This window comes from Paenibacillus sp. Marseille-Q4541 (assembly GCF_018310695.1).
Classification (GTDB): Bacteria; Bacillota; Bacilli; order Paenibacillales; family Paenibacillaceae; genus Paenibacillus.
The window spans coordinates 40,530-60,517 of record NZ_JAGXCY010000019.1 but is presented as its reverse complement, the minus strand read 5'-3'; the positions used below and the strand labels follow the sequence as shown (position 1 = coordinate 60,517).

General features: G+C 43.2%; 19 protein-coding genes. 14 read left to right on the top strand and 5 right to left on the bottom strand.

Going from position 1 to position 19,988, the window contains the following annotated elements:
- Positions 1-28: 28 nt before the first annotated feature.
- A complete protein-coding gene (locus KFT32_RS17635; RefSeq protein ID WP_211748551.1) occupies positions 29-517 on the top strand; it encodes a GNAT family N-acetyltransferase in 489 nt (162 codons plus the stop codon).
- 25 nt (positions 518-542) lie between these two features.
- On the opposite strand, the gene KFT32_RS17630 is transcribed toward KFT32_RS17635, so the two are convergent.
- Positions 543-1,448 carry a LysR family transcriptional regulator gene (locus tag KFT32_RS17630; protein ID WP_211748550.1) on the bottom strand — a complete coding sequence of 302 codons (906 nt, stop codon included), beginning with the start codon at positions 1,446-1,448 and terminating at the stop codon, positions 543-545.
- 208 nt (positions 1,449-1,656) lie between these two features.
- On the opposite strand from KFT32_RS17630, the gene KFT32_RS17625 reads away from it, so the two are divergent.
- The 4 genes from KFT32_RS17625 to KFT32_RS17610 all read left to right on the top strand — a co-directional run bounded on the left by KFT32_RS17625 (position 1,657) and on the right by KFT32_RS17610 (position 6,342).
- The gene (locus tag KFT32_RS17625) at positions 1,657-2,721 is read left to right on the top strand and encodes a stalk domain-containing protein (RefSeq protein ID WP_211748549.1); all 1,065 of its coding nucleotides are present in this window, start codon (positions 1,657-1,659) and stop codon (positions 2,719-2,721) included.
- Between the two features lie 119 nt (positions 2,722-2,840).
- Complete coding sequence (locus KFT32_RS17620; protein ID WP_211748548.1) at positions 2,841-3,350, top strand: PTS sugar transporter subunit IIA; 510 nt, start codon at positions 2,841-2,843, stop codon at positions 3,348-3,350.
- 222 nt (positions 3,351-3,572) lie between these two features.
- A complete protein-coding gene (locus KFT32_RS17615; RefSeq protein WP_211748547.1) occupies positions 3,573-4,886 on the top strand; it encodes a CitMHS family transporter in 1,314 nt (437 codons plus the stop codon).
- 52 nt (positions 4,887-4,938) lie between these two features.
- Positions 4,939-6,342 carry an NAD-dependent malic enzyme gene (locus KFT32_RS17610; protein ID WP_211748546.1) on the top strand — a complete coding sequence of 468 codons (1,404 nt, stop codon included), beginning with the start codon at positions 4,939-4,941 and terminating at the stop codon, positions 6,340-6,342.
- A 51-nt stretch (positions 6,343-6,393) separates the two neighbouring features.
- Here the strand turns inward: KFT32_RS17610 and KFT32_RS17605 are convergent, their stop codons facing one another.
- Complete coding sequence (locus KFT32_RS17605; RefSeq protein WP_211748545.1) at positions 6,394-7,095, bottom strand: response regulator; 702 nt, start codon at positions 7,093-7,095, stop codon at positions 6,394-6,396.
- Complete coding sequence (locus KFT32_RS17600; RefSeq protein ID WP_211748544.1) at positions 7,092-8,717, bottom strand: ATP-binding protein; 1,626 nt, start codon at positions 8,715-8,717, stop codon at positions 7,092-7,094. Before KFT32_RS17600 ends, KFT32_RS17605 begins: the two co-directional genes overlap by 4 nt.
- Before the next feature lie 100 nt (positions 8,718-8,817).
- Here KFT32_RS17600 and KFT32_RS17595 point away from each other — a divergent pair, with 100 nt between their 5' ends.
- The 3 genes from KFT32_RS17595 to KFT32_RS17585 all read left to right on the top strand — a co-directional run bounded on the left by KFT32_RS17595 (position 8,818) and on the right by KFT32_RS17585 (position 12,037).
- Positions 8,818-9,963: an MFS transporter gene (locus tag KFT32_RS17595; RefSeq protein ID WP_211748543.1), complete on the top strand. Its 1,146-nt coding sequence runs from the start codon at positions 8,818-8,820 to the stop codon at positions 9,961-9,963.
- A gap of 73 nt (positions 9,964-10,036) precedes the next feature.
- On the top strand, positions 10,037-10,765 hold the full coding sequence (locus tag KFT32_RS17590; protein WP_211748542.1) for an ABC transporter ATP-binding protein: 729 nt from the start codon (positions 10,037-10,039) through the stop codon (positions 10,763-10,765).
- 24 nt (positions 10,766-10,789) lie between these two features.
- Positions 10,790-12,037, top strand: a complete 1,248-nt coding sequence (locus KFT32_RS17585; protein WP_211748541.1) for an ABC transporter permease — start codon at positions 10,790-10,792, stop codon at positions 12,035-12,037.
- A 74-nt stretch (positions 12,038-12,111) separates the two neighbouring features.
- Here KFT32_RS17585 and KFT32_RS17580 read toward each other — a convergent pair whose 3' ends face one another.
- The gene (locus KFT32_RS17580) at positions 12,112-12,855 is read right to left on the bottom strand and encodes an SDR family NAD(P)-dependent oxidoreductase (RefSeq protein ID WP_211748540.1); all 744 of its coding nucleotides are present in this window, start codon (positions 12,853-12,855) and stop codon (positions 12,112-12,114) included.
- 197 nt (positions 12,856-13,052) lie between these two features.
- On the opposite strand from KFT32_RS17580, the gene KFT32_RS17575 reads away from it, so the two are divergent.
- Positions 13,053-13,949, top strand: coding sequence for a LysR family transcriptional regulator (locus tag KFT32_RS17575; protein ID WP_211748539.1), 897 nt, complete (start codon positions 13,053-13,055; stop codon positions 13,947-13,949).
- 89 nt (positions 13,950-14,038) lie between these two features.
- Here KFT32_RS17575 and KFT32_RS17570 read toward each other — a convergent pair whose 3' ends face one another.
- Positions 14,039-14,569, bottom strand: coding sequence for a DUF421 domain-containing protein (locus tag KFT32_RS17570; protein WP_249435958.1), 531 nt, complete (start codon positions 14,567-14,569; stop codon positions 14,039-14,041).
- Positions 14,570-15,050: 481 nt separating this feature from the next.
- Here KFT32_RS17570 and KFT32_RS17565 point away from each other — a divergent pair, with 481 nt between their 5' ends.
- The 5 genes from KFT32_RS17565 to KFT32_RS17545 all read left to right on the top strand — a co-directional run bounded on the left by KFT32_RS17565 (position 15,051) and on the right by KFT32_RS17545 (position 19,704).
- Entirely contained in the window at positions 15,051-16,091 is a 1,041-nt protein-coding gene (locus KFT32_RS17565) for an ABC transporter substrate-binding protein (RefSeq protein ID WP_211748596.1), read from the top strand.
- 34 nt (positions 16,092-16,125) lie between these two features.
- Positions 16,126-17,016, top strand: coding sequence for an ABC transporter ATP-binding protein (locus KFT32_RS17560; protein WP_211748538.1), 891 nt, complete (start codon positions 16,126-16,128; stop codon positions 17,014-17,016).
- Positions 17,017-17,178: 162 nt separating this feature from the next.
- Positions 17,179-17,958: an ABC transporter permease gene (locus tag KFT32_RS17555; RefSeq protein ID WP_249435962.1), complete on the top strand. Its 780-nt coding sequence runs from the start codon at positions 17,179-17,181 to the stop codon at positions 17,956-17,958.
- Between the two features lie 37 nt (positions 17,959-17,995).
- The gene (locus KFT32_RS17550) at positions 17,996-19,360 is read left to right on the top strand and encodes an LLM class flavin-dependent oxidoreductase (RefSeq protein WP_211748594.1); all 1,365 of its coding nucleotides are present in this window, start codon (positions 17,996-17,998) and stop codon (positions 19,358-19,360) included.
- Between the two features lie 2 nt (positions 19,361-19,362).
- A complete protein-coding gene (locus KFT32_RS17545; protein ID WP_249435957.1) occupies positions 19,363-19,704 on the top strand; it encodes a discoidin domain-containing protein in 342 nt (113 codons plus the stop codon).
- The last annotated feature ends 284 nt before the right edge of the window (positions 19,705-19,988 follow it).

Below are 19,988 nucleotides of genomic sequence, written 5' to 3'. Positions count from 1 at the left end.
AAATATGGAATTATAAAGGGGATATAATATGATGGAATCCACCATTCGTATTGCTTCCAGTGGGGATTATCATCAAATATCCCGGCTCGTAGCCCAAATTCAGGCCATTCATGCGGAGACAAGACCGGATATTTTTAACATCGATCCTTGTCCTTTGAAGTCTGATTATTATCAAAAGCTGTTACAGGACCCTCAATCTAAAGTCTTCGTGGCCGAACATGAGGGTACTATTATCGCTTATGCCATTATTCGAATCCATGTTGCTCCGCAGCGTTCCATTTATCGGAATCGTAAATTCATCTCCGTTGACGATCTGTGTGTAGATGAAGCCTTTCGTGGACTAGGAACAGGCCGACATCTGCTGGAATATATTTTTCATTATGCTAAGGAAAATGGCTCGGAATCTGTAGAACTAGGCGTATTGGAATTTAATACAGAAGCGATTCGATTCTATGAGTCCATGGGAATGCAAACGAGAAGTAGGCGTATGGAGATAAGATTGAAAGACTTTGAATAAGCATTTTGACAGTCGGTATCATGTGTTAATGTGCATACTCGGGCTGTCTCATACCATCATTTAATTCACATTTGGACTGATAATAGTTGATTGCTAGTTCTTTGAACTTCTCTGCAGCGCAGGATAAATAGTGACCTTTCATCCAGCATAGTGTGACGGTTCTTGTGCTTCCTGCATTCACAATTCTGCGCAAAGTAATTCCCGGATATGGAGATGGATGATCCCATGATCTGGAGGGAACTATTGCAAGAGCCTGTCCAGCAGCAACCATACCCAGAATCAGGGTTGGATCTTCGCTTTCTAGTACGACGGGGACCTGTATTCCGGCCATAGTCAAACAACGGTCTGTAACGAATCGCAAACTGCCTGAAGCAGGTGCCATAATAAAAGGTTCGTGTCTCACATCATGTAGCTGAATAGCTTCATGGCCAGCCAGTGGATGAGAAGCCGGCAGGGCTAGAAGAAGTTCTTCTTTGTATAAGGAAATACGCTCCATAGTAGGTGGTAATGTTGGCATACTCGTCATACATAAATCATAATGGAAATTTAATTCCACATAGGGCACGATAGATACATTAAACTCAGGGAACTTTTTATTATATTCCATAATTAGCTCGGGCACATCTTGAGCATGAACATCCAAAGCCAGCTGCACAGTACCTTTTTTTCCTTCCATGGTATCTTGCAGCTGCTTTTTTCCATCCTCTAATAGCTGTAAAGCTTCCGTAGCATATTTCAAAAAGACTCTTCCGTTTTCATTTAACCGTATATACTTCCCCAATCGATCAAATAACGGCGTATTCAGTTCTCTTTCTAACTGTCGAATCGCTTTGGTTAGTGCTGGTTGTGCCATATGTAATTCTTCTGCTGCCCGGGTTACATGTTCCAGTTCAGCAACTTTAATAAAATAGGCGAGTTGAGCAAGTTCCATAAGTATATCCCCCCATTCACACACAAAGATAAGATAAAGAATCCATTTAGCACCTATTATATTAAAAATTTGCTATCCAGTAGTATGAAATTGGTTACATTTATGAGCGTAGTCCCCAAAAAAAGATAGGATTTTGTAACTATTTTTACCAAAAAGTGTTTAATATATAGAGAAAGTACAATGGAATCAGAAAGAGGGTCTCTTTTTTATGAAGAAATTGTGGAATCGCATCGCATCTGTCTTGCTAATCTCAATCGTTGTTGCTGGCTCGGTAATACCGCTATCTAAAGCTGTGGCTAAAAAATATAACCCCGTCGTGTTTATCGATGATCAAGAGACGAGGGTCTCTTCTAACGTCAAGATTGAGAAAGGAGTATTCATACTGCCTTTAAAAGTAATCCATGAGCTAGCTAGCGTTGAGCTCGCTTGGGATAATGTTCACAAGAGAGCTTCGGTTAACAAGAATGGGAATAAATATTTAGTTTCCGCTGGAAGTAATCAAGTGTTAACCAATAAAGATACGATTGAGCTTAAAGTACCAGCTCAGCTTAAGGATGGGAATATGCTTATCCCAGCATCTTTACTGGAAGAAATATCGGGAGCAACGTTTACTTTATCTGAAGATAAAAACACAGCAGAATTTAAAACAACAAATTACTATAAAATGAGTCCAAAGGGAGAACCAGATACCGTACTGGTTCCCGTAAAAGTAGAAGAATCAGGTTATGTTAAAGGAATGAAGCTGCGCTTGGCAGGAACGTGGAGTACATATCCGGAATGGGAAGGATTGTGGAATTGGCGTTATAAACCTGAAATCCATGTAGAAGACATCTCCGGTGATGGCAAAAATGAAATGGTTGTCATCAACACATTGGGGTATGGAACGGGATTGTTTATGCAAGAGGTTAAAGTGATTGACCCTTCCTCAAGGAAAGAAGTGAGGGTGGATTCACTTGAAAGGATCGTGGATGAAAATATAAAATCGGAAATGACATTGGATAAGGATCAGATGCACATTCAAATTCAGATTAAAGGAAATCAAAAACCAATCACACAAACGATCGAAAATCCAGGATATAACAAAGATGAGTTTAATAAAAAAATTGGTTTTGGCTCTGTGCAGAGATATGAATTAAAAGACGGAAAGCTCATGACAACTGTGGCTGCAACCTATGATTTTGGAATTCCAGTAGGGGACCTGGTCATAACTTATCAATATAAAGATCAAAGATACCAAGCGGATTCTATAAAATACATCCCATTACAAATGTGATATCATGGTAAAGTTACATATTCTCTAAGTAAAGCGATTGATGCGCTAACGTTTAGAGTAATATATAATAGAACTGCACAATATAAAAAGACTTGGATAGAAACACTGGAGGAGATTTTATGTTTAAATGGCTAAAAGGCAAGACAGAACCGAAGCTAGAAGTTCTTGAGGTGACTGCACCTTTGACAGGGAAAGTCGTTCCTCTAGATCAGGTTCCAGACCCTGCATTTGCACAAAAAGCAATGGGCGAAGGTGTTGCGATCGAACCGACTGAGGGTAAAGTAGTAGCTCCTTTTGACGGAAAAGTAGCTCATTTGATTGATAAAAGTAAACATGCGGTCATTTTAGAACATGCATCAGGAGCACAAGTCTTGATTCATATTGGTGTCAACACGGTTTCTCTCAAAGGAGAAGGGTTCAAGGCACATGTAAGTACAGGAGATACAGTTAAAGCAGGTCAACTTCTGATCGAATTTGATATCGCAGCTATTCAGGCTGCAGGATATCCGGTAATTACTCCGGTTCTAATTCCAGACGGAGTAGATGCAATTAAGAGTGTAGAATCTTTGGAAACTGCTGGTTCTGTTACAGCTTTGTCTGAAACGGTAATTCGCGTACATTTGAACTAAATTATGATTTTAATTTGAATTTAAGGGATGGTTGCCACGGTTGTGGTGATCGTCCTTTTTTTATGCGCCTTTTTCGATTGGTTGTGTTTATTGTGAATAATGATTTAAACGTAAAATAAGATGTTTACCTTTTTATCATATCCGGTGTGAGCAATATCACATATAATCTGGAAATAAAAGCGCTACCAAAATTACATCCTGAGTGAAGAGTGGAGGACTACGATGCTATCATTACTTGGTTTTCTTATGATTGCAACCTTTATGTTTCTAATTATGTCAAAGCGTCTATCTGCTTTAGTTGCCCTCATTTTGATTCCTGTTCTTTTTGCTTTGGTTGGTGGATTCGGTCCTGAACTAGGGACGATGATGATGGATGGGGTCAAAAATATTGCTCCGACCGGTGTCATGCTGATTTTCGGAATTTTGTATTTTGGAATTATGATCGACGCCGGATTATTTGACCCTCTGGTGAATAAAACCCTGAAAATAGTAAAAGGGGATCCACTCAAAATTGTCATTGGAAGCGCGATTCTTGCTCTGCTCGTTTCACTTGATGGCGATGGTTCGACCACCTACATGATTGTCATAGCAGCCATGCTCCCTCTCTATAAGAAGCTGAATATGAATCCACTTATTCTAACGGCAGTGACCATGCTGGCAGGTGGAATTATGAATATTACCCCTTGGGGAGGTCCGACTGCTAGAGCAATGAGTGCCCTTCATTTGGATTCTGCCGAGTTATTTAACCCGATGATTCCAGGAATGGTAGTTGGTTCAGCTTGGGTCGTTTTCGTTGCTTTTATTCTTGGGCGTAAAGAGCGTAAACGCCTCGCAGCAAATGGCACTTATGTTTATCGTGAGGGGGGTTCGTTTGACGTTTTTGAAAGCGAAACTGCCGCAACAGAAGAAATGAGTTATAAGCGTCCTCGTTTGATCTGGATTAACTTAGCACTTACCGTAGGGTTATTAGTAGGTCTAGTCTCTGGATTTATGCCGTTGGCTATTCTATTCATGATAGCGTTTTCACTGGCGCTTCTTATTAACTATCGCTCACTTGAAGAACAGCAAGAACGAATTGCTTCCCATGCAGGGAACGCACTGAGTGTTGCGGCTATGGTATTCGCAGCGGGGATTTTTACAGGTATACTATCTGGCACTCAAATGGTCGATGCAATGGCACAAACTTTGGTCGCTATTATCCCAGACGCCATGGGTCCACATATGCCGGTTATTACCGCAATTGCAAGTATGCCGTTCACCTTTTTTATGTCCAATGACGCTTATTATTTCGGGATTCTTCCTTTGGTAACAGAAGCAGCTGCCACATACGGAGTCGATGCAGTCGAGATGGGACGCGCATCTTTACTTGGACAACCAGTCCACTTGCTAAGCCCGCTCGTACCATCAACTTATTTGCTCGTAGGGCTTGCCGGCGTAAACTTCGGAGATCATCAGCGTTTTACACTGAAATGGGCAATTGGATCAACGCTTGTTATGCTCATCACTGCACTCATTATCGGGGTGATCGGCTGGTAATGAATAGCTGAATCTAATATAAAAATAGAGAAACAAGGAGTGTTTTGTAACCATGGCTCACACTAGTATTATTGTGCGTGTTGAACTTGACCATACCAAAATTTCATTTGGTGAGGTGGCGGGAGCGATCAGTAAAGCGGGAGGAGATATTACTTCCATTGATGTAATTCGTCCAGGTAAAGATACATCTGTTCGTGATATTACAGTGGATGCAACGGAAACGGGTGAAAAACAAATTGTAGATTCTTTGAAAAGTGTAGATGGGATCCGCCTTATCAATGTCTCAGACCGAACGTTTTTACTGCATCTGGGTGGGAAAATAGGGGTTACACCGAAACTACCGATTAAAACAAGGGATGATCTATCTCATGTCTATACGCCTGGCGTTGCGAAAGTATGTACTGCGATTCATGAAGATCAGCAGAAAGCTTATTCGCTCACGATCAAAAGAAATACGGTAGCTGTTGTCACGGACGGCTCTGCTGTCCTTGGGCTCGGGGATATTGGACCTCACGCGGCTGCACCTGTTATGGAAGGGAAAGCGATGTTATTTAAACAGCTTGCCGATGTAGATGCTTTTCCGATATGTCTTGATACCAAGGATACGGATGAGATCATTCGGACGATTAAAGTGATCAGTCCGATGTTTGGTGGTATTAATTTGGAAGATATTAGTTCCCCCCGTTGCTTTGAAATTGAACGAAGATTAACAGAAGAGCTGGATATTCCGATCTTTCATGATGATCAGCACGGTACGGCTGTCGTTGTAATCGCTGGGCTGCTAAATGCCCTAAAAGTCGTAGGGAAACGAATGGATAGAATCAAAGTCGTCGTAAACGGTATTGGTGCAGCAGGGGTATCCATATGTAAAATGCTTCTTGGAGCCGGCGTGCGTCACCTGGTACCGGTGGACATTCATGGAGCTATTGTTAGGGGAGGGACTTATGAATATCCGATGTGGCAGTGGCTTGCGGACCAGCCTCAACTAGGCGGTGTTGAAGGAACTCTTAAAGATGTACTCCCAGACGCAGACGTATTCATCGGTGTTTCCAGAGGAGGAATTCTTCATGCGGAAGATGTACAAAAAATGGCGCCAGACAGCATTGTCTTTGCCATGGCAAATCCAGTTCCTGAGATCGATCCTGTGGAGGCTTTGCCTCATGTCAAAGTATTTGCTACGGGCAGAAGTGATCTTCCTAACCAAATCAATAACGTGCTCGTATTCCCGGGCATCTTTCGAGGAGCACTGGATTGCCGGGCCCGAGTCATTAATGAACCTATGAAGCTTGCTGCTGCAAGAGCGATCGCATCTGTAATCTCGGATTCGGAACTTAATGATCAATACATTATTCCGAGTACCTTCAATGAACAAGTCGTAAAACAGGTGCGGAAAGCCGTCATTGAAACGGCCATTTTAACTGGGGTAGCCCGCCGTACTCCAAGAGAATTCCGCTAAAATAAAAGAAACGGCATGCCATGATGAATATTCATGGATGCCGTTTCTTTGCTAACTTTTGATCCGGTACAATTTCTGAGGACGTCCGATCGTACCATACTGCTGAAACTCTTCAATTTTGTTTTCTTGTACCATGTATTTTAAATAGTTACGTACGGTAGAAAGGCTGACACCTGCGAGAAGAGATATATCTTCGGCCGTTTTCAAATCGTTGCTGCTCCGAATGCAATCCAGTATCAGTTCCAATGTTTTCTCACCAATTCCCTTTTGGAAGACAGGAGAAGCCGTCTCTTTGGGTGCCCGAAGTTTCATGAGATCATTAACCATATCTTGACTTAGCTCTGCTGAAGAGGTCAACCTTGATTTATACTTCGCATATTTAGAAAGTGTATTTTGCAGGTGGTCAAGATCAAACGGCTTAATTAAGTAATCAAAAATACCGAGCCTGAGACCTTCTTCTATCATATCGCTCTCTTTCGATGCAGTTATGAATATGGTGTCTGCTTTTAATCCCTTACTGCGAATGGTACGCAGTAGTTCGATACCGGAATGATCCGGTAAATACACATCTAATAAGAGCAGATCAGGCGTGTTATTTTCGAGAAAGTTAACAGCTTCCTTATAGTTATGAGCAATACCTGCCAGTGTATATCCTGAATGTAATTCCACATATTTACCATGCATCTGGGCAATTCGAAAATCATCTTCTACGATAAGGACCGAAAGCTGTGTCTGATTCCAACCTGAACTCATGATGATTCGTCTCCTTCATACGGCAAATATGCAGTCAGTTTTGTACCCGCTGGAGAGGTTTCTACGACCAACTTGCCTGATATATCAGTCATTTTTCTTTCTAATAAAGCAAGACCAAAACCTCGTCCCATGCCTTTTGTTGTTATACCATCTTCAAATATGTGGTCCTGCAGATCCGGAGGAATGCCTGGTCCATTATCTTGAACTTCAATGATCAGCCCACCCTGTTGATCTGTAAATGACACGGTGATAATTCCGGTATCTGTTGTAGTGGTGGAAGAGATGGCTTCGAGTGCATTCTCAATTGCGTTACCGAGGAACGTGATCACGAGATCACGGTACGGTACAGGGTCTGGTATAGATGATCCATTATCGACCATCAACATGATTCCTTTTTCTTTAGTGCGGTGCAATTTCCCAATGAGTACGCCGACTACGGCAGCATCGGGGATTTTAGACAGGAAAAAATCCATGAGATGTTGTTGTTCTTCATTGACTTCATCAATAATTTCGGCAACCATATCGTATTCTCTTAGTTTAATAAGACCTGAGATAAGATGCAGCTGATTCATAAATTCGTGCCTTTGGCTTCGAAGGGCATCAATGTACTGGTCGATATCAGCCAGATTTTTAGAGATGCGATCCAGCTCAACCTTATCGCGAAAAGTAGCTACAGCCCCGATGATATGGCCACCGCTCACAACAGGAACCCGATTTGTAATAATGAGATGATTACCAATAATCATAGGCTCATCTCGGTGAATGGCTCCGTCATGAATGACATCCATCAGTCTTGATTCGGGAAGCGTGTCTTGAATCTTTTGTCCGCTTAACTGAACATGATCCGGTGTACCCATCAGTTTTTTTGCTTCACGGTTACAGGTAATAATACTGCCTTCTTTATTGATCGCGATAATTCCTTCTTTCGTCGAGTCTAGGATGGACGCTTGTTGTTCTGTAAGAAATGCGATTTCTCCAGGTTCCATATCGTATATTTGTTTCTTGATATGACCTGACAGAAGATGGGCACCTCCAAGACCTAGAAATAAAGCAAGGAGACCAAGTAGTCCCATTGCAATGAGAACGGGGAGGATGTCTTGCCAAATACTGCTTACGAGAAATCCGACGGAGACGAGACCGATGGGGGTTCCTTTGTCCCCCCAAACCGGAGTTTTTCCACGGACAGATAGTCCTAGACTTCCTTTAGAGGTAGTTTCGATTTCTTGGCCCTGAAGCACAAGCTTGTCTAGAGGAAGATCGTCTGCTTTTAATGTGTAGCCGATTTTTGCTGGGTCCGGATGACTTAATCGAATGAGCTGGGTATCCGCAACGACAACAAATTCGGCACCAGAAGCTTCTTTCATTTGATTGGCAAGTGGATCAATCACTGCACTGTTCTTATTTTCCAGAGCTTCTTTTGTCTCAGGGAGTGCCGCTACGGTTCTTGCTACAAAGAGTGCATGGTCACTTGCCTCATCAAATTTACGTTCGATGATGAGATAGGAAAGGGCCGATAGCAACAACAACAGAACGAGCAGCATGTTTAGAATAACGAGTAAGTTAATTTTGGACCTCAGCTTCATCGGCTGTCCCTTGCGTGCATGATTTCTACGTGTAAGCAAAGCAACAAGCCCCCTTCAGCAGTTGAATAAAAACGCTTTCTTTCTCATTGTAGTTTTCAGAATGTAAAAATCAAGCTAAAAACGTAAAGAGGTGCGCTCAATGATACTCCGAATCATCCTATTCGTCATTCTTGGATTCCAGGTCGTCCTCAATATGACAAGACCGTTAATCACCCTTTATTCAACCAACATGGGAGCAGACACGCAGCAAGTAGGGTTTTTGGTGGCAGTCTATGCTGTTTTGCCGCTAATTTTCTCCATCCATGCAGGAAAAATCGCTGACCGAATCGGAGATCGAATTCCTGTTATTCTTGGGTCTTTTGGTACGGCGGTTGGTGTACTCATTCCTGCACTTTTTCCTTCGATACCTGCACTATACGCGTCCCAAATCATTGTAGGTCTGTCACATGTCTTTCTCGTCATCTCGCTACAGAACGTGCTTGGACATGTCGCTACTCGTGAGAACAGGGATCATTATTTCAGCATGTTTAGTATGTTTGTCGCCATTGGCGGATTTATTGGTCCTGTCCTCGGTGGATATCTGGCAGACCATGCATCTTTTTCTACTGCATTTCGATATGCCTCTTTTATTGGTGTTTTGCCTATCCTATTTTCTTTTTTTATACCTAATGTTCGTAAACAATCTCAAGGTAAACAGGAGATGAAATTGGGCGCATCCTTGTCATTGCTCAAAAAAGTTTCACTTCGCAAAGCACTTCTTTCCAGTGCGTTAGTTCTTTATTCCAGAGATATCTTTGTCGCTTACTTTCCTTTGCTTGGCGAAGAAGTAGGGCTTACGATTTCCGAAATTGGATGGATTATTGCGATACAGGGACTCTCAATGGCAGCAGTAAGGCTTTTTCTCACCAGTCTCACGCGCCGGATGGGACGAGGACAGGTTCTGTTTGGTTCAATCATACTGGCAGGTATTTCATTTGCCCTGATGCCGGTAGTTGATCATTTTTTTGCTTACTGTCTTCTGAGTGCTGCTATGGGACTTGGACTTGGCTGCGGGCAGCCCTTATCCATGACAACGACTTACAATGCTTCACCTAAAAATCGGACCGGAGAAATACTTGGTCTTCGGCTTGCTTCCAATCGGCTGTCGCAACTTATCGCTCCGGTGGTTTTTGGGCTCATTGGCAGTTCAGCAGGTCTCTTATCTGTATTTGTAGTTAGTGGAGTTGTTCTAATGGGCGGTGCCTTCCTAACAAAGGAGCCTGACTCCGTATCGGACCCTATGTAGTGCATCCGTTGCAACGACATGCCTGCTCATACGTATATTTTTTAAAAGTGAATCCGTAAAGGAGCAGTGGAATATGTCGATGCCCATCCATTTAGAACATCAAGAGGCTGTTCTTAAAGTACATATTGAGGAAGCGGGATACGAATCGGGATCAGCTACCATTCGGGATGTTGTTTTTGAAATTATGCCAGGACAACTACTGGGTCTAATTGGTCCGAATGGAGCTGGTAAAAGTACAACCATCAAAGCCATTCTAGGTTTGCTCAAAGAATGCAAAGCGAGTGTAACGATTTCAGGTGACCCGCCAAGGTATGCTTATGTACCTGAGAGTCCGGTTTACTATGAAGATTTAACACTATGGGAACATTTAGATCTAGCCGCTGCTGCTTTTGGTATGGAAGAGCAGCCATTTGAGCAACAGGCTCATTTGCTGCTGGAACAGTTCGACATGACTGCAGTGAGAGACAAACTACCAGGCGGTTTTTCTAAAGGGATGAAACAGAAGATGATGCTGATGATTGGATTTCTATCGAAACCCGATGTGTATATCGTAGATGAACCTTTTATCGGGCTGGATCCAAGGGCGACGAGGGATTTTCTTGAGCTGCTTGATATGGAAAGAAAACGTGGTGCAGGTATTCTTATGTGTACCCATGTGCTGGATACCGCAGAGCGGATATGTGATTCCTTTATACTGATGTCAAAGGGGGAAATTGCGTCCAGAGGTACCCTTGAAGAGATAAGGTTGGCTGCCAGACAGCCGAATGCATCATTATTTGACTGTTTCACTCTTTTGGCATAAGTAGGAAGAGGAAGGAGAGAGGTCATGCTGCAGAAAGCTCCGCGAATTATATTTTGGCGTAGATTTCGTACTTATATCGAACAGCAAAGAAAGGCACTCGCTACAGTTGTAGACTGGATTGTCATGCTATATATTCTCATTCCAGGCTTGTTGATCGGAGGAGGGATATATATTGACTTCTGGACAGATCCCCTTCCCGATTGGTCAGCGTGGATTCCGCTTCCCGTATTTGCTGTTGTGATCTGGATCTTGTTCTCAGGTAAACTACTACTTTTTCTAGAGGACGCGGATGTGTTGTTTCTTAGGCAACAAAAGACATGGATGAAGCAAATTATGCTGCGGGGAGTACTCGTAAGTTTTCTTACGAACATGGGTAAAGGATGTTTATTATCCATGATCGTCCTTCCATTTATGGTGAGAAATTTTGAATTTGATTTTACTTTTTGGGTTACATTTTTTATTTTTATTGCTGTGTTGTCTTGTGTAAGTGGATTGGCTGAAAGAATGATAGGTGTGAACTATAGTGGATGGAAAGGAAAGCTTCTATCACTCCTACCTACAGTTTTAGCAATCGTTCTTATCATGATCACGATACGAAACCGTGCCTTTCTTTTATCTGTAGTTGGAATACCGCTTACTCTCTTGCTGATGATTTTTCTTCTATGGCTCATAGGAAAAAGAATTCGTATGACAGGGACCTTTATGAGAGATGTCCATGAAGATAACAAAACCAAGATGGTGCTTACGGAGAAATTGTTGTCGCAAGCGACGGAGAAACCTACAAAAAGCACCAGCAAAACGTGGCTGTTCACCAAATCACAGCGGTTATATAAGGGGAAACCGGAAAAAAGACTAGCCAATGCCGGGATTAAGGCATTTTTAAGAAAAAAAGAAACACTACTTATGTACACGCAGATTTCGTTCATTGGGATACCGGCGATCTGGCTTCCTCCTATTTACATAAAAAGCATTATGTTTGTGCTTATTCTATTTATGATTGCTTACTGGTTATTTACGAGATGGAACATTTTTTCGAATTCTGATTATCTGAAAGTACTGCCATATACGGAAGTTCAGCATCAGTCAGCAGCTATTCTGGCGGTTCGTACATTATATAGTTTGCCTGCGTTTCTGTTATCCTCAGCCTTTGGTCTCAGTGTCCAGACAGGGCTTTATGGAGTTTTACTGGCTATAGTAACGACGGCTGTTTCGATATGGATCGTTCCCGGAATTGCTCTACTTGCTACTTATAGGCAGAAATCAAAGGAATAACAAAAGCCCCCAAGTTAGGAGCCCGGAAGGAAAGCTCCAGAAACCTTACTTTGGGGCTTTTGATAGGAATGTTATTACTGTGCAGTATAACCGCCATCTACAAGCAAACTTGTTCCTGTTACGAATGAAGCATCATCACTAGCTAGGAAAAGAACAGCTTTCGCAACCTCTTCTGGTTTACCCAGTCTGCCCATGGGATGTAAAGAAACGAGATGATCCGTAATTTCTTGTGTACGGCCTTTGATGAGCGGAGTATCAATGTATCCAGGGCATACAGCGTTCGCACGGATACCATCTTTGGCATAAGTGATACCCAGTGTTTGGGTAAGCAGTTTTACTCCGCCTTTCGCAGCTGCATACGCAGTAACAGAGTCTTTACCAACGTGACTATGAATGGAACCACAGTTAACAATACTACCGCCCGTTCCTTGTGCGAGCATTTGTTCGATGGCATATTTATCAGATAAGAATACGCCGGAGAGGTTGATATCAATCGTATGTTTCCAATCTTCTACGGTTAATGTATGAGCTTTGCCATCGCGAGCAATACCAGCATTCGCAAATAGCACATCCAATTTACCGTATTTTTGGACGGTAGCTGCAACCATATGTTTGACTTGCTCTTCATTCGTTACGTCTGTTTTTACGAAAAGTGTATCAAATCCATTTGCGTTTAGTTCATCGGATAAAGACTGACCTTGATCAGAGAAATCCGCGATCACGACCCTAGCGCCTTCTTCTACGAATAGTTTTACTGTTGCAGCTCCAATACCACTTGCTCCGCCCGTTACAACTGCGACTTTATTTGTAAGTTTCATTCTAATTACCTCCATTTTTCTAAGTTGTCATTTGTTTCTATAATGATATCCTTATATTCGTCACAAGAAGGGAAGTTATATCTTATAAGTTGTGACTTATGTCATATCCACATGATAGCACGATAGTATATTTAAGAATAATTAATCATAATAAAGGTAACTTTAAAAAAAATGAACTAAAAGGGAGCTCGCCAAAATTGAATATAGAACAGTTAAATTATGTGGCGGAGGTAACCAAAACGGGCTCGCTTACCCAAGCTGCTCAAAATCAACATGTAACTTTATCGACAATTAGTCAGGCGATTTCTCATTTGGAAGCGGAACTTGGTGTTCCCTTGTTTCATCGTTCAAGGGCAGGAGCGGTGCCAACGGCAGAAGGTAAAGTGTTGCTTCAGCGTATCTATGAAATTCTGGGGAAAGTACAGGATCTAAAAAGCGAAGCATTTCATTTTACTAGTGATATTAAAGGGGAAATTCGAATCGCTTCGATTCCAGGACCTATGGCGTTGTGGACTTCTGCGTTTATTCGTTTTAAACAAGATTATCCAGCAGTACAAACGATGATTGCCGAGAAAGGCTCTCTTCAAATATTGAATGATATCAGACAAGATAAGCTAGATATTGGTCTAGTCATTGAATCAGAACAGCTGAAATCGAAGATGGAGGGCCTGGTATTTGAACCTTTACTGGAAGGGAGAATTGTTGCTGGTGTCGATGTGAATTCTCCCTATGCTTCAGCTTCTTCTATTACAGCTGAGCAGCTGAAGACAGAGATGTTAGTCATATATCAAGATGATTATGTGGAGTGGTTTATTGAGGAATTCCAAAAAAATTACGGGAAGGTGCATGTCGTATTTGTGTCCAACAATACGGATGCGATTCGAGCAGCAGTTCAACATCATCAAGCGATTACTGTCGGAGTGGATTTTACGTTTCGTGCGTCATATACAAATGCCAATTCGAGAATTGTAACTCTGGGGCTTGCTGATGTGAAGCAGAAACCCGTATCGCTTGGCTGGGTCCGAGCGGAATCTAAACATTTTACAGGACCGATTCAAAGTTTTATTACTCGTTTGAGAGAAGAACTACAGTAAACTATGAAGGAGTTGAGATTATTTTATTTGAGGAGCATCATAACTGCGGCGGACGTGGTTAGGATGCTTCTTTCTGCTGTAAACAAATCTCACTTGAGATCCGTATGAACAGGTTCCTGATGTTCTTTCTCTTTAACTTCTTGAAATAACGGACTTGAATGCGGCTCGGAAACAATCTGCTTTCCTAATAGCATATCTTCAAAATCGCCTACGGTAAGGGGACGAGCCCTCCGTTTGAGTACATAACCGATCTGACCGGTTGCCTCTATTGTTGCGGTTTCAATATCGGAAAGGTTTGCAATTCCTTTTTCTCTGAGCTGCATCTCTAACTGGTCCACGCTGAATCTCATTTTTTTGAGACTTTGAACGATGACTTGACCATCTTCTATGATGACGACTGACTTTCCACTCATTAACTTCTCTAAGAAATTGGATTTGACTTGAATCCATTCTACGAATAACAGCGTCAAGATGAATAAGGTTGCTGAACCTATCGCTTTTCCTAGTTCATGGTTCGCAATGGGCTGTACAATCGTTGTTCCGATCGAAATCATAATGACGGTCGTGGCAAAACTCATTTGGGAAATAGATTTGCGTCCAGCGATTCTTAACAGCACCATGCCAATGAGAACAAGGAGAATAGATTTCCAGATCCAGTCTATATGAATGCACCTCCTAACAAGATAGGGATTTGGAGTAAGAAACACATGGCATTAGGTTGAGCCAGAGAATACCAATTTATTCATGAGACCTTTTCAGATATACAGCATGGAAATAACGAGAAGCTGTACGTTTCCCGGCAAGAGATTGTTCTGATAAAAAATAAAAAAACTATATTGACGAAACAAGAAGACTCTGTTATGATTCAAATCACAAATCATAGTAAGTATATGGGAATTGTAAGGTTGACCGGAGTAACCGGAGACGCACTGCAGCAGAAAGGGTAAATATCCTCTGCCGCTTGCGTCTTTTTTTGTTGTATGCGGTGGGAAAAAGGTTAGAGCAACATGTAAAGATAGAATAACAAGGGAGGACAAAGAGATGGTCCAGTTTGAGAGCAAAGGGTATATAAACGCTCGAACGGCAGGGAAGAGAAAGCATATGAGGGGCCGGGCGCTTCATGTCCTCATTGCGGTGATGTCGGCAGCACTGCTGACAGCGGGTTGCAGCCATGATAGTAAAGCTGCTTCTGCCTCTTCAGATAAAGAAGGAGGAATAGAAACTCTAGAGCTACGTTATCAAGGATCAACGGGAGCAGTTACCTATCCCGAGCTTGCAGAGGATCTCGGATACTTGGCTCCTATTAAGCTCAAATGGATTGGCAATACGACCAGTGGACCACAGGATATACAAACAGCAGCTACAGGACAGTCCGATTTTGGGGGAGCTTTTAATGGCGCAATCATTAAACTTATCTCAGCCGGTGCACCGATTAAGTCGGTAATTAGCTATTACGGTATGGATGAGCTATCTTATAGCGGATATTACGTGCTGGAAGAAAGTCCAATTAAAAGTGCTAAGGATCTAATTGGCAAAAAAGTCGGAATGAATACACTCGGCGCGCATGCGGAATTTGTGCTGAAAGAATATTTGCAGAGGGGAGGATTGACGGAGGAGGAAATCAAACAGGTGACTCTTGTCGCTTTGCCTCCAGTAAATACAGAACAATCACTACGTGCTAATCAAATAGATGTGGCAGTCTTAGGCGGAATTCTAAGAGACCGAGCTCTAGATCGGGGCGGCGTTCGTCAGCTGTTCAGTGATTACGAGCTGTTCGGAGCTCAGAGCGCAGGCACCATTGTTTTTACGAATCAATTCATTAAAGAAAATCCGAACACTGTAAATAAATTTGTGGAAGCGACTGCCAAGGCGATTGAATGGGCTCGTACTCAGCCGAAAGAGACCGTCATTAAACGCTATGAGGAGATTATAAAGAAACGGGGTCGTCAGGAGGATGGATCCAATCTGAAGTACTGGAAGTCCACGAGTATTGCTGGTAAGGGTGGAACCATCCGTGAAGAGGAATTCGAGATATGGAGGAAGTGGCTGGAAACGAGTGGGGATGAGAAGGCAAGCAACGTAAAAATTGAAGATTTGTACACGAATGAGTTTAATCCTTTTAAGGACGAAGATAAAAAGTAAGACGGAAGTCATAAAAGAGAGGAGCGTATCTGCTATGAGTGAAAATAATCTATACATTACGCCTAACAACGTAAAATCGAATGTAGATTCCAAGATTAGTTTTCAGGATGTAACCAAACGTTTCTCCATTCGGGAAGGGAAGAGAGTGTCGGAATTCACTGCAGTGGATCACGTAAATTTGGCGGTACGTTCAGGAGAATTTATGGCAATTGTTGGTCCCAGTGGTTGCGGGAAGTCGACTTTGCTTGATTTGCTTGCTGGATTGTCTAAGCCTACCTCTGGTCAGATTTTATTGGATGGGAAGCCAATTACAGGTCCTGGACTAGACCGAGGTATTGTATTTCAGCAGTATGCATTATTCCCTTGGCGCACCGCACAAGACAATATTGAGTTTGGACTCGAGGCGAAAGGGATCCGCTCGAAGGAAAGGAAGGAACGAGCTCGTCATTATCTGTCGCTGGTTGGCTTAAACGGATTTGAAAATCGTTATCCGCATGAACTTTCTGGAGGGATGAAGCAGCGGGTAGCCATTGCCCGTAGTCTTGCCTTTGATCCTGAGGTACTACTAATGGATGAACCTTTTGCAGCACTGGATGCTCAGACTAGGGAATCCCTGCAAGACGAATTGCTTCGAATATGGGAACAGACAAGAAAGACCATTGTGTTTATCACGCATGGCATTGACGAAGCAGTATATCTGGGACAACGAGTAGCGGTGATGACAGCTAGACCCGGAACCATCAAGCGAGTTATTGATATACCGCTCGGTTCTCGTACCGTGGAAGAGGACATTCGCTCAGGGGCCGAATTCGGCAAGCTCAGGCACGAGATTTGGAGTGAGCTTAGAGAAGAAGTACAGCGATCACAAGCTTTTGACCTTAGTAAGGGAGCTCCAGGAGAGAACACTAAGGCAAAAAGTAAGTAGCAGTCAATTTACTATAAAACAAATATATGAAAGGAGTTGCAGTGTATGAGCATGAACAAATCGATTGTTGTACCTGTAGCACATCCTTCTGCACCTGCGGAAGGAGTTACTGTTACCGACAAAGATACGTTGGGGCCAGAAATCATGAGTAGGGAAGTTAAGATGCAAGGGACATTAACCCGAGTAAAGACGGTAGTATTCAGCGGTATCAGAGGCTCAGCTGCCATCGTTGTACTCGCTTTCGTATGGGAACTCGCCCCAAGGCTTTCTTTAGTAGATGCGACCTTCTTACCGCCATTATCTAAAGTCCTTGCGGCGTGGTGGGAACTCGTTCTATCTGGTGCGCTGCTTGAGAACTTTCAGGCGAGCATTATACGCAGTGTCAGCGGGCTGTTGCTAGCGATCTGCTTGTCCATTCCTCTTGGACTCGCGATCGGTTATTACAAGCCGATTGCCGTTATTCTAAGTCCAGTGCTAGAGTTGTTCCGTAATACAGCGGCGCTTGCTTTGTTACCTGTTTTTATTCTGATCCTTGGCATTGGAGAAACATCGAAGATCTCAATTGTGTTATTCGCTTGTACCTGGCCCATTCTTCTGAACACTGTGAACGGGGTGCGAAATGTCGATCCGTTACTTGTGAAATCGGCGCGCTCGCTCGGACTTGGTTCCTTGAAGTTATTCCTTAAAGTTATTCTTCCAGCTTCACTACCTTCGATCTTTACCGGTATTCGACTCGCAGGAGCTTCTTCAATTCTCGTACTCATTGCAGCTGAAATGGTGGGGGCAAAAGCAGGGCTTGGTTATTTCATTAATTATACCCAGTACAATTTTCAAATTCCTGAGATGTATGCCGGTATTTTAACAATATCAGCACTTGGACTTGCTATTAATCAGGGGCTAGTGATGATTGAAAGACGTTTCTCAGGTTGGAAGACCAATTAATACGATTGCACGTTATTATGAAGAGGAGGAAGGATTAATGGCACGTACAGACAAACTGCGCCTTGGCGCATTTATGATGATTCCCGGACATCATGTGGCATCCTGGAGATACGAAGATAGCAACGCGAGTGGAGTATTGGATTATGGATTTTACAGACAAGTGGCAAAAACGGCGGAGCGAGGAAAATTTGATATGGTTTTCCTCGCTGATGGATATGCAGTGCATGAACGATTCCCGCTGGCGCTAGAGCAAACGGTTCAGGTGCGGCTCGAGCCATTGACGCTGTTGTCTGCACTTGCAGCAGATACGGAGAACATTGGTCTGGCGGCCACAGTTTCAACCACCTATAATGAACCCTTTCATGTTGCCCGTAAATTTGCTTCACTGGATTATATAAGCGGGGGACGGTCGGCATGGAACGTAGTTACCTCTAACACAGAGGATGAAGCTCGCAACTTTAGTAGTGAGAAGCACCTTCTACATGAACTGCGTTATGAGCGTGCCGAGGAATTTGTTGACGTGGTCAAGCAGCTATGGGATAGCTGGGAAGATGATGCACTGGTTGCGAATAAGGAAGAGGCAAGGTTTGCTGATCGCTCTAAGATTCACAGGGTGAATCATGAGGGTAAATGGTTCTCGGTTCAGGGACCCCTAAATGTGGCGCGTCCTCCGCAAGGATATCCTGTGATCATCCAAGCGGGGGCTTCCGAACCGGGTAAGGAACTAGCTGCACGTACAGCCGAAGTCATTTTCACTGCTTGGCAAACGTTAGAAGAGGCACAGACTTTTTATAGTGATGTGAAGAGCCGTCTTGCAAAATACGGTAGAAGACCTGCTGATCTCAAAATAATGCCGGGTGTTTTCCCTATCATTGGAAGAACGGAAGAAGAAGCACAGGAGAAAAAAGCACGTTTTGAGGAACTTATTCCTGTGGAGGCCGGTGTTGCCCTGTTATCTGGGCTTATTAGCTTCGATCTAAGTCCGTATCCGGTGGACGGTCCGCTGCCGGAGCTGCCTGAACTTGCACAAATTAATGGGGGCAAAAGCCGGTTCCAGCTGCTGAAAAGTTTGGCAGATCGTGAGGGACTGAGTATTCGGAAATTGTATCAACATATTGCCGGAGCACGCGGACATCGCGAAATTCTCGGGACACCAGAGTCTATTGCTGATCAGTTGCAGGAATGGTTTGAGAACGGAGCAGCGGATGGTTTTAATATTATGCCACCGTATTTACCAGGAGGTCTTGAGGACTTCGTTGATCTGGTGGTACCCGAGTTACAACGGCGGGGCTTGTTCCGTACGGAATACGAAGGTAACACATTGCGTGATAATTTAGGTCTCACAAGACCTATCAACGGTTACTCATTCAAACCTGCGGAGAACGGAGCAACAACAGGCTGATCATGACCTGCTTTTTATGTATTTGTGACAGAAGGAAGAACAGACTAATCTTGCACCCAAGGTTAGTCTGTTTTTTTCTATCATGCAGCAGTTGTGCCTTCAACTCTAGGGAGGGAGCTTACGCCAAAGCTTTTCAGGTCCAGGTCTCACAAGATGAAGTGAACTGGACAGATATTTATCATACGAATAATGCGACCGGTGGAACTAACGAGCTTACCGTGGACGGTATAGGGCGCTATGTTCGGGTGTTGGGGACGGAAAGAGCACTCTCTAATTATGGTTACTCTATCATAGAATTTGAAGTATTCGGTACTGGAGGAGGCAATGAACCGCCAATTACATAAGTGTATCGAACGGAAGCCAGTGAAGGCAGATCAGAGGAATTAGCAGTTGATGGAACGGGTAGATACGTTCGTATCACCGGTGAGAAACGTGCGACGCAATATGGATTCTCACTATTTGAAGTGGAAGTGTACGGTAGAGAACTATAGCAACGAAAGATAGTTATACAAAGGTAACAGCAGATCAAGATATCCTTGATCTGCTGTTTTTGTATAGGAGACCAATCCATCCCTGCTTACGCTACAAATGGTCAAAATTATGCATCAATATGTCAAAAATATGCCTG

What these genes read in the sequence shown, in the direction of transcription:
- KFT32_RS17635 (WP_211748551.1), top strand. Translation starts at nt 29, where the DNA reads ATGATGGAATCCACCATTCGTATTGCTTCCAGTGGGGATTATCATCAA.
- KFT32_RS17630 (WP_211748550.1), bottom strand. Translation starts at nt 1,448, where the DNA reads ATGGAACTTGCTCAACTCGCCTATTTTATTAAAGTTGCTGAACTGGAA.
- KFT32_RS17625 (WP_211748549.1), top strand. Translation starts at nt 1,657, where the DNA reads ATGAAGAAATTGTGGAATCGCATCGCATCTGTCTTGCTAATCTCAATC.
- KFT32_RS17620 (WP_211748548.1), top strand. Translation starts at nt 2,841, where the DNA reads ATGTTTAAATGGCTAAAAGGCAAGACAGAACCGAAGCTAGAAGTTCTT.
- KFT32_RS17615 (WP_211748547.1), top strand. Translation starts at nt 3,573, where the DNA reads ATGCTATCATTACTTGGTTTTCTTATGATTGCAACCTTTATGTTTCTA.
- KFT32_RS17610 (WP_211748546.1), top strand. Translation starts at nt 4,939, where the DNA reads ATGGCTCACACTAGTATTATTGTGCGTGTTGAACTTGACCATACCAAA.
- KFT32_RS17605 (WP_211748545.1), bottom strand. Translation starts at nt 7,095, where the DNA reads ATGAGTTCAGGTTGGAATCAGACACAGCTTTCGGTCCTTATCGTAGAA.
- KFT32_RS17595 (WP_211748543.1), top strand. Translation starts at nt 8,818, where the DNA reads ATGATACTCCGAATCATCCTATTCGTCATTCTTGGATTCCAGGTCGTC.
- KFT32_RS17590 (WP_211748542.1), top strand. Translation starts at nt 10,037, where the DNA reads ATGTCGATGCCCATCCATTTAGAACATCAAGAGGCTGTTCTTAAAGTA.
- KFT32_RS17585 (WP_211748541.1), top strand. Translation starts at nt 10,790, where the DNA reads ATGCTGCAGAAAGCTCCGCGAATTATATTTTGGCGTAGATTTCGTACT.
- KFT32_RS17580 (WP_211748540.1), bottom strand. Translation starts at nt 12,855, where the DNA reads ATGAAACTTACAAATAAAGTCGCAGTTGTAACGGGCGGAGCAAGTGGT.
- KFT32_RS17570 (WP_249435958.1), bottom strand. Translation starts at nt 14,569, where the DNA reads ATGGTGCTGTTAAGAATCGCTGGACGCAAATCTATTTCCCAAATGAGT.
- KFT32_RS17565 (WP_211748596.1), top strand. Translation starts at nt 15,051, where the DNA reads ATGAGGGGCCGGGCGCTTCATGTCCTCATTGCGGTGATGTCGGCAGCA.
- KFT32_RS17560 (WP_211748538.1), top strand. Translation starts at nt 16,126, where the DNA reads ATGAGTGAAAATAATCTATACATTACGCCTAACAACGTAAAATCGAAT.
- KFT32_RS17555 (WP_249435962.1), top strand. Translation starts at nt 17,179, where the DNA reads ATGCAAGGGACATTAACCCGAGTAAAGACGGTAGTATTCAGCGGTATC.
- KFT32_RS17550 (WP_211748594.1), top strand. Translation starts at nt 17,996, where the DNA reads ATGGCACGTACAGACAAACTGCGCCTTGGCGCATTTATGATGATTCCC.
- KFT32_RS17545 (WP_249435957.1), top strand. Translation starts at nt 19,363, where the DNA reads ATGACCTGCTTTTTATGTATTTGTGACAGAAGGAAGAACAGACTAATC.